The 7523-nt window shown below is 68.8% G+C and carries 6 protein-coding genes; 1 reads left to right on the top strand and 5 read right to left on the bottom strand.

Annotated elements, in window-relative coordinates:
• A partial coding sequence (locus CVO76_RS14295) for a M13 family metallopeptidase (RefSeq protein ID WP_208739822.1) occupies positions 1-1621 on the top strand: 1621 nt, incomplete at its 5' end.
• 100 nt (positions 1622-1721) lie between these two features.
• Here CVO76_RS14295 and CVO76_RS14300 read toward each other — a convergent pair.
• The 5 genes from CVO76_RS14300 to CVO76_RS14320 form a co-directional block, all read right to left on the bottom strand.
• The gene (locus CVO76_RS14300) at positions 1722-3299 is read right to left on the bottom strand and encodes an LCP family protein (protein ID WP_208739824.1); all 1578 of its coding nucleotides are present in this window, start codon (positions 3297-3299) and stop codon (positions 1722-1724) included.
• Positions 3300-3504: 205 nt separating this feature from the next.
• Complete coding sequence (gene era, locus CVO76_RS14305) at positions 3505-4434, bottom strand: GTPase Era (protein ID WP_133080553.1); 930 nt, start codon at positions 4432-4434, stop codon at positions 3505-3507.
• Positions 4421-5731 (bottom strand): hemolysin family protein, encoded by a 1311-nt coding sequence (locus CVO76_RS14310; RefSeq protein ID WP_208739826.1) that lies wholly within the window; start codon positions 5729-5731, stop codon positions 4421-4423. The genes era and CVO76_RS14310 overlap by 14 nt, the downstream gene beginning before the upstream one ends.
• Positions 5728-6201, bottom strand: a complete 474-nt coding sequence (ybeY, locus tag CVO76_RS14315) for an rRNA maturation RNase YbeY (protein ID WP_133080555.1) — start codon at positions 6199-6201, stop codon at positions 5728-5730. The genes CVO76_RS14310 and ybeY overlap by 4 nt, the downstream gene beginning before the upstream one ends.
• Positions 6198-7226, bottom strand: coding sequence for a PhoH family protein (locus tag CVO76_RS14320; protein WP_208739828.1), 1029 nt, complete (start codon positions 7224-7226; stop codon positions 6198-6200). Before CVO76_RS14320 ends, ybeY begins: the two co-directional genes overlap by 4 nt.
• Positions 7227-7523 lie beyond the last annotated feature (297 nt).

The raw sequence follows: 7523 nt of genomic DNA on the forward strand, positions 1-7523 counted from the left end.
CGCGGAGCTGGTGGACCTCAGTGCGGAGCTGACGCGGTCGGGTATCCAAGGCCTCGTCGCACCCTATGTCAGCAACGACGCCGGCAATCCCGAGCGGTACCTGCTCCACCTGTACCAGTCCGCCCTGGGGCTCCCCGACGAGTCGTACTACCGTGAGGAGGGCTTCGCGGAGACGAGGGACGAGTACCGAAACCTCCTGTCGACGCTGTTCGGGCTCGTCGGCGGCGACGATCCAGCCGGGGCGGCCGATCGCGTGCTCGCACTCGAGACGCGCCTCGCGGCGTCGTCGATGGGCAGCGTCGAGCGGCGCGACCCGCAGAAGACCTACAACCTCGTCCGGCACGACGACGCCGCCGCGCTCTCCGGTCACCTGGCACCGTGGCTGCGCGTCGTCGTCGACGAACCGCACCAGTCCTCGGAGCTCGTCGTCAACCAGCCCGATTTCGTGCGAGGGCTCGACGACGCCCTCGGCTCGGTGGAGCTCGGGACATGGCGCGAGTGGCTCGTGAGCCGCGTCCTGCTGCACGCGTCCGACTACCTGGACGAGCGGTTCGTCGACGCGTCCTTCGCCTTCTACGGCACCCACCTCGCTGGTACGCCGCGCCTGAAGGACCGGTGGAAGCGCGGCGTGGCCCTGGTGGAAGGAGCGATGGGCGAGGCCATCGGGCAGCGGTACGTGGAGCGGCACTTCCCCGCCACGCACAAGGCGGCGATGCTCGATCTCGTCGGCAACCTCATCGCGGCCTACGAGTCGAGCATCTCGGCGCTCACCTGGATGACCGACGAGACCCGCGCCAGGGCACTGGAGAAGCTCTCGCAGTTCACCACGAAGATCGGTTACCCGGAGGAGTGGATCGACTACGGCCCGCTCGACGTCCGGCCCTCCGACCTCTACGGCAATGTCCTGCGCGCGTCGGAGTTCGAGCACCGCAGGCAGCTGGGCAAGCTCGGCCGGCCGATCGACCGCGGCGCATGGCTCATGACGCCGCAGACGGTCAACGCCTACTACATGCCCACCATGAACGAGATCGTCTTCCCTGCGGCGATCCTGCAGCCGCCGTTCTTCGACATCGACGCCGACGACGCCGTCAACTACGGAGCGATCGGAGCCGTGATCGGCCACGAGATCGGCCACGGCTTCGACGACAAGGGATCCCAGTTCGACGGGACCGGGCGCCTGCACAACTGGTGGAGCGAGGAGGACCGGGAGGCCTTCGACGCCCTGACCGGCCGCCTGGTGGCGCAGTACGCCGCACTCGAGCCGTCCGAGGTCCCCGGGCAGGCGGTGAACGGTGAACTGACCCTCGGGGAGAACATCGGCGACCTCGGAGGCCTCGGCATCAGCTACCGCGCCTACCTCCTGAGCCTCGGCGGCGAGGAGGCACCCGTGATCGGGGGCATGACCGGGACGCAGCGGTTCTTCCTGTCGTGGGCCACCTGCTGGCAGCAGAAGATCCGGCCGGAGGAGGCCCGACGGCGCCTGACCGTCGACCCGCATTCACCCAACGAGTTCCGCTGCAACCAGGTGGTGCGGAACCTCGACGAGTTCCACGACGCCTTCGACGTAACCGATCAGGACGGCCTGTGGCTGGAGCCCGGAGAGCGCGTCCGGATCTGGTGACCGGGGTCGGGGCTGCGGCCGCCGGTGCGGCTGCGGCCCCGACTCCCCCGAGCGTCCGCTGGGCGTCCGTGCGGCCGAGGGCGCCGGAGGAGAAGCACTCCTAGAACCCCGACGACGCCTGGCAGGTGACCTGGTCCGCGGTCTGGCCGTCCAGTTCGCCGCCGAGCGGCGGGAGGACCACCTTCGTGCCGGTGGCGAGGTCGGCGCCGACGAGCAGCTCCACACCTGCCGCCGTCCCGCTGAACAGCACCTGGCTCGCAGGGACCCCGAACCGCTCCGCGAGGTCAGCGGCAGCGGCGTCGTACCCGCTCCCGAACAGGACCTGTGACGTCTCCGCCGGGACGGACTCGAAGGGAGCGGCCTGCGTGTAGCCGGCCCCGACGAGGAGTTGCTGCACCTCGGCCGCACGGTCGATGTCCGTCGTCGCGTTGATGACGAGCACCGGGACGGACGCTGGATCGAACGCCGGCACCTCGGGGGCGGACGTCGGGGTCGAGGGGGCGGGGGGTGCGTCCGACGGGGCAGGCGTGGCGGCTCCCGTACCGGGCGCGGCGGTCTCGGGCGCCTCCTCGGTGAGGCCCCGGTCCTCGCGCAGCGCGTCGAAGAGCGGGGCGGCGCCCTCCTCGTCGAGGACGAGCCGATTCGGATCCTCGATCCACGCTTCGGTGGGGACGGTCACGAACGCGATGTTGCCGAGATCGACGTCCTTCAGGCGATCGGCGATCTTCAGCAGTTCCGTGGGCTGGGACAGGCCCTCGTCGACGGTCAGGTTCCGGGTGACCGTGTCGGCGATGGTGTAGAGCTTGGGCAGGTTCGTCAGGGTCCCCTCTGCCCGCACCTTGCGGGCCATCGACGCCATGAACGACTGCTGGGCGGCGATCCGCCCGGTGTCTCCCCCGTCACCGAAGCTGTGGCGCGTGCGCAGGAAGGCCAGCGCCTGGTCTCCCTCGACCTCGCTGGTCCCGGCAGGCAGGGACAGCCCGGAGTATTCGTCCTCCACGGGTTCGTCGACGCACACCTCGACCCCGCCGAGAGTCGAGGACAGCTCCTTGACCGCGTTGAAGTCGGCCATCATGAAGTGGTCCACCGAGAGCCCTGTGAGGTTGTTGATCGCCGCCACGGTGCAGCCCGGTCCGCCCTCGTCGAGTGCCCCGTTGAGCTGGCCCAGATCCATCGCCTGCGATGTCTCCCCCGTCTCCGGATCCACGCAGCTCGGCAGGGGTACCAGCAGGTCGCGGGGGAAGGACACGACGGTGACGTCCTCGCGGTCGGCCGAGAGCGTCATCAGCATCATCACGTCCGAGTTGCCGTCGCCGGAGGAGTCCTCCTCGTTCCCGAAGAACTCGCCGCTGTTGCCCGTGCGCGTGTCCGTACCGAGGATGAGGATCTGGAGCGGGTCCGTGCTGGAGTCGACCGGGAGCGCCGACTCCTGGCCCTGTCCGAGATTGAGCGGGAGGGTGGCCACGTTGGACTGCAGGCGGAAGACCTGCACGGCGACGAAAGCGAGGGCGGCCACCAGGACGGAGGCCATCAGGATGGCCGTCAGCCTGAGCCCGCGGTGCCCTCCGCCATGGCCGAGATGCCGCCCCGCGGGTCCGGCACCCAGGGGAACTGGGGCGCTCGCCGCACTGGCGTCGCCGGCGCTGCCTGCGCCCTCGCGGGATGATCGGCCGGTCATTCCCGGTCTCCTTCGGATGGATGGACGTGGTCGGTACTGGCCGGAGGGAGGCGCTCCCGCCTTTTCGCTCGGCCCCGGCTCTCCTGCCGGTCCCCGAACTGCGGCGCGGCGGTGGCCGCGGCCATCGGGGACCGAGCGGCCGGAGGGCGCAGGGCAGGTAGCCCGCTCCCCGCATGCCAACGAGCGGGACGCGGAAGTCGTGCCGCTAGAAGCCGAGCTTCACGAGCTGCTTGGGATCACGCTGCCAGTCCTTGGCCACCTTCACGTGCAGGTCGAGGTAGATCCGGGTGCCCAGCAGCGCCTCGATCCCGCGGCGGGCGTTGGTGCCCACCTCCCTGAGCCGGGCGCCGCCCTTGCCGATGATGATCGCCTTCTGCGACGGCCTCTCGACGTACAGGTTCACGTGCACGTCGAGCATCGGGTTGTCCTCGCTGCGGCCCTCGCGCGGGATCATCTCCTCCACCACGACGGCGAGGGAGTGGGGGAGCTCGTCCCGGACCCCCTCGAGGGCAGCCTCGCGCACCAGCTCGGCCACCATCACCGCTTCCGGCTCGTCGGTCAGTTCACCGCCGGGATACAGGACGGGCGATTCCGGCATGTGCCGGCTGAAGACCTCCGCGACGGTGTCCACCTGGAAGCCGTCGGCGGCCGACACCGGCACGATGTCCGCCCATCCCTCGGGGCCGGCGACCTCGGTGCCGAGCTTCGACACGGCGAGGAGCTGCTCGGTCAGGGCCTGACGGTCCACGAGGTCCGTCTTGGTCACCACGGCGATGAGGGGCTTGCGGTTGAGCCGTGCCAGCTGCTCGGCGATGAAGCGGTCGCCGGGGCCGATCTTCTCGTTGGCCGGAAGGCAGAAACCGACGGCGTCGACCTCGGCCAGCGTGTCCGCGACGAGGTCGTTGAGGCGCTGACCCAGGAGGGTACGCGGACGGTGGAGTCCGGGGGTGTCCACGAGGACGATCTGGGAATCCTCGCGGTTCACGATGCCGCGGATGGTGTGCCGGGTGGTCTGGGGCTTCGCCGAGGTGATGGCGACCTTCTGCCCCACCAGGGCATTCGTCAGGGTGGACTTACCGGCGTTCGGCCGTCCCACGAGCGAGACGAATCCTGCCCTGTGCTCAGCGTCGCTCATTGTCAGCCTCTATCGTCTCTCGTTCGTCCTGCTCGGTGTGCTCTGGCGGAATGCGGTACGCGATGACGTGGGACACCCTGTTGCGGCGGCCCTCCACGCGCTCGGCCCGCAGACCGATACCGTCAATTGTGACCTCCGATCCCACGATCGGCACCCTTCCGAGGGTCTTCGCGAGGAGCCCGCCCACCGTGTCCACCTCCTCGTCGTCGAGGTCGAGGCCGAACAGCTCACCGAGGTCGTCGATGCCCATCCGGGCACTCACGCGGTATTCGCCGTCGTCGAGCTGCTCCTGCTCCGGGACCTCGGAATCGTACTCGTCGACGATCTCGCCCACGATCTCCTCGATCAGGTCCTCGAGCGTGACGAGTCCGGCGGTTCCGCCGTACTCGTCGATCACGATCGCGACGTGCGTCGACTCGCGCTGCAGTTCCCTCAGCAGGTCGCCCACGGGCTTCGATTCCGGCACGTAGCGGGCGGGCCGGCAGTCCGCGTCCACCGGTCGGGACAGGTTCGACGCCGGGCGGCCGTGGAGGTTCGCGACGACGTCCTTCAGGTACAGCAGGCCCTTGATGTCGTCGGAGCTCTCGCCGATCACGGGGATCCTCGAGTAGCCCGACCGCAGGAAGAGCGACATGGCCTGGCTGAGGGTCGAGCCGGACTCGATGGTCACCATGTCGGTGCGCGGCACCATCACGGACCGCACCTTGGTGTCGCCGAGCTCGAAGACCGAGTGGATGAGTTCCGCTTCGTTGTCCTCGATCATCTCGGCGTCCGAGGCGCGGGAGAGCAGCTCCCGGAACTCCTCCTGCGTGAAGAACGCGGCCTCGTCCCGTGCGGCCCCGGGTGTGATGGCGCTGCCGATCCCCACGAGCCAGCGCGGGATGGGCCCGAGGACGGCGCAGAGGAACGCCACCAGCCCGGCGGTCGCGCGCACGACGGCGGGAGCGTGCATCCTCCCGAGCTGGCGTGGCGACACGCCCACGATCACGAAGCCGATGGCCGCCATCACCGCGGTGGCGAGCAGCCCTGCGAGCCAGATGCTGTCGAAGAGGTCGTGGAACAGGATGGCGACGGCGACCGCTCCGGCCATCTCGAACCAGACCCGCCAGAACCGCAGCGCATGCATGTGGGCGACGGGGGCATCGAGGATGCGGCGGAGGGAGGTGGTGCGCGACCCCTGGACGAGTGCTTCGCCCTCCTGCCGCGGGAGGTAGCTGAACGCTGCTTCCGCAGCCGTGACGAGCGCTGCGGTGAGTGCGAAGAGCAGACCCATGAGCCCGAGGAGCCAGATGGTCAAGCGCGCGTCTCCCGGGGTGCGGTGCCGCCGAGGAAGTCGGACAGGAGCTGGCGCTGCAGGCCGAACATCTCCTTCTCCTCCTCGGGTTCCGCATGGTCGTAGCCGAGGAGGTGGAGCACGCCGTGCGTGGTCAGGAGGAGCAGTTCGTCGTTCGTGCCGTGGCCCGCGGCAGCCCCCTGTGATGCTGCCACCTCGGGGCAGAGCACGATGTCGCCCAGCAGCCCGGCGGGCGTGACGCGCCCCGGCGTGCCGGGACGCAGCTCGTCCATGGGGAACGACAGCACGTCGGTGGGACCCGGCTCGTCCATCCATTCCACATGGAGCTTCTCCATCGCGGCGACATCGACGAGGATGATCGACAGTTCCGCCTCGGGGTGGACGAACAGGGATTCGAACAGGAAGTTCGCGAGGCGGACGAGGGACTCTTCCTCGACCTCGTAACCGGACTCGTTGTTGACCTCGACGCTCATCGGGCTGCCACCGGGCGGCGGGCCTGCGTCGCGCGCTGCTCGTCGTCCCACGTGCTGTAGGCACTGACGATGTCGCCCACCAGGCGGTGCCGGACGACGTCGGCGGCATCCAGTTCGCTGAAGTAGACGTCGTCGACGTCGCGGAGGATCTCGCTCACGATCCGCAGGCCGGAACTCGTACCGTTGGGGAGGTCCACCTGCGTGACATCGCCGGTCACGACCATCTTGGACCCGAAGCCGAGGCGTGTGAGGAACATCTTCATCTGCTCCGGCGTCGTGTTCTGCGCCTCGTCGAGGATGATGAACGCGTCGTTCAGCGTCCGCCCGCGCATGTAGGCGAGCGGTGCGACCTCGATCGTGCCGGCCGCCATGAGGCGCGGGATGGAATCGGGGTCCATCATGTCGTGCAGCGCGTCGTACAGCGGACGCAGGTACGGGTCGATCTTGTCGTTCAGGGTGCCCGGGAGGAAGCCCAGCCGCTCCCCCGCCTCCACGGCGGGGCGCGTCAGGATGATCCGGTTGACCTCCTTCTGCTGCAGCGCCTGGACGGCCTTCGCCATGGCCAGGTAGGTCTTGCCGGTACCGGCCGGGCCGATGCCGAACACGATGGTGTTGCGGTCGATGGCGTCGACGTACGAGCTCTGGTTCAGCGTCTTGGGGCGGATGGTCTTTCCGCGCGACGTCAGGATGTTGACGGACAGCACCTCCGAGGGACGGGCGGCGCTCTGCGTCTTGAGCATCGTGACCAGCTGCTCGAGGACCTGGGGCGAGACCGTGGCGTTGTTGCTGGCCATGGTCTGGATCTCACCGATCAGCCGCTCGGTGCGCAGGACGTCCGCGGAAGGTCCCGTGATCGCCAGCTCGTTGCCCCGGGCCTGGAGGCTGACGCCCGGGAACGACTCCTCGATCAGGCGGAGCGCCTCGTCGTTGGAGCCGAGCGACTGCACCATCTGCTGGGTCGATTCGAAGACGAAGGTCCTGGTGTCCAGTCCTGCCGCATTGATGCCTGTTGAAGATTCGCTCATAGCTCGGCCGTCCGGCCTCTGATCGCCCCTCGCTGGAGTAGTCGTCCTGATGATCTGGTCCTGTCGTGCTCTCGCAGCAGGAATGCCAATGTTACGGCATCCCCCTTTTGTCAACAGGAGCGGGACCGCCTTGATTCCCTCGGGGTCTACGGCGGCGAACGCTGCCGAGCCGCACTCGGCTTTCGTCGCGAATCGGCAACGGCTTCGTATCGATCGGGTTTCAGTCCTGCCACCCGCCCGTATTCGTGGCGGGGCGTTCCCTGCGTTGTGCCAAGCTGAATCAGGTCCGGCAGGACC

This window comes from Arthrobacter agilis (assembly GCF_002953615.1).
GTDB classification, from domain to species: domain Bacteria; phylum Actinomycetota; class Actinomycetes; order Actinomycetales; family Micrococcaceae; genus Arthrobacter_D; species Arthrobacter_D agilis_B.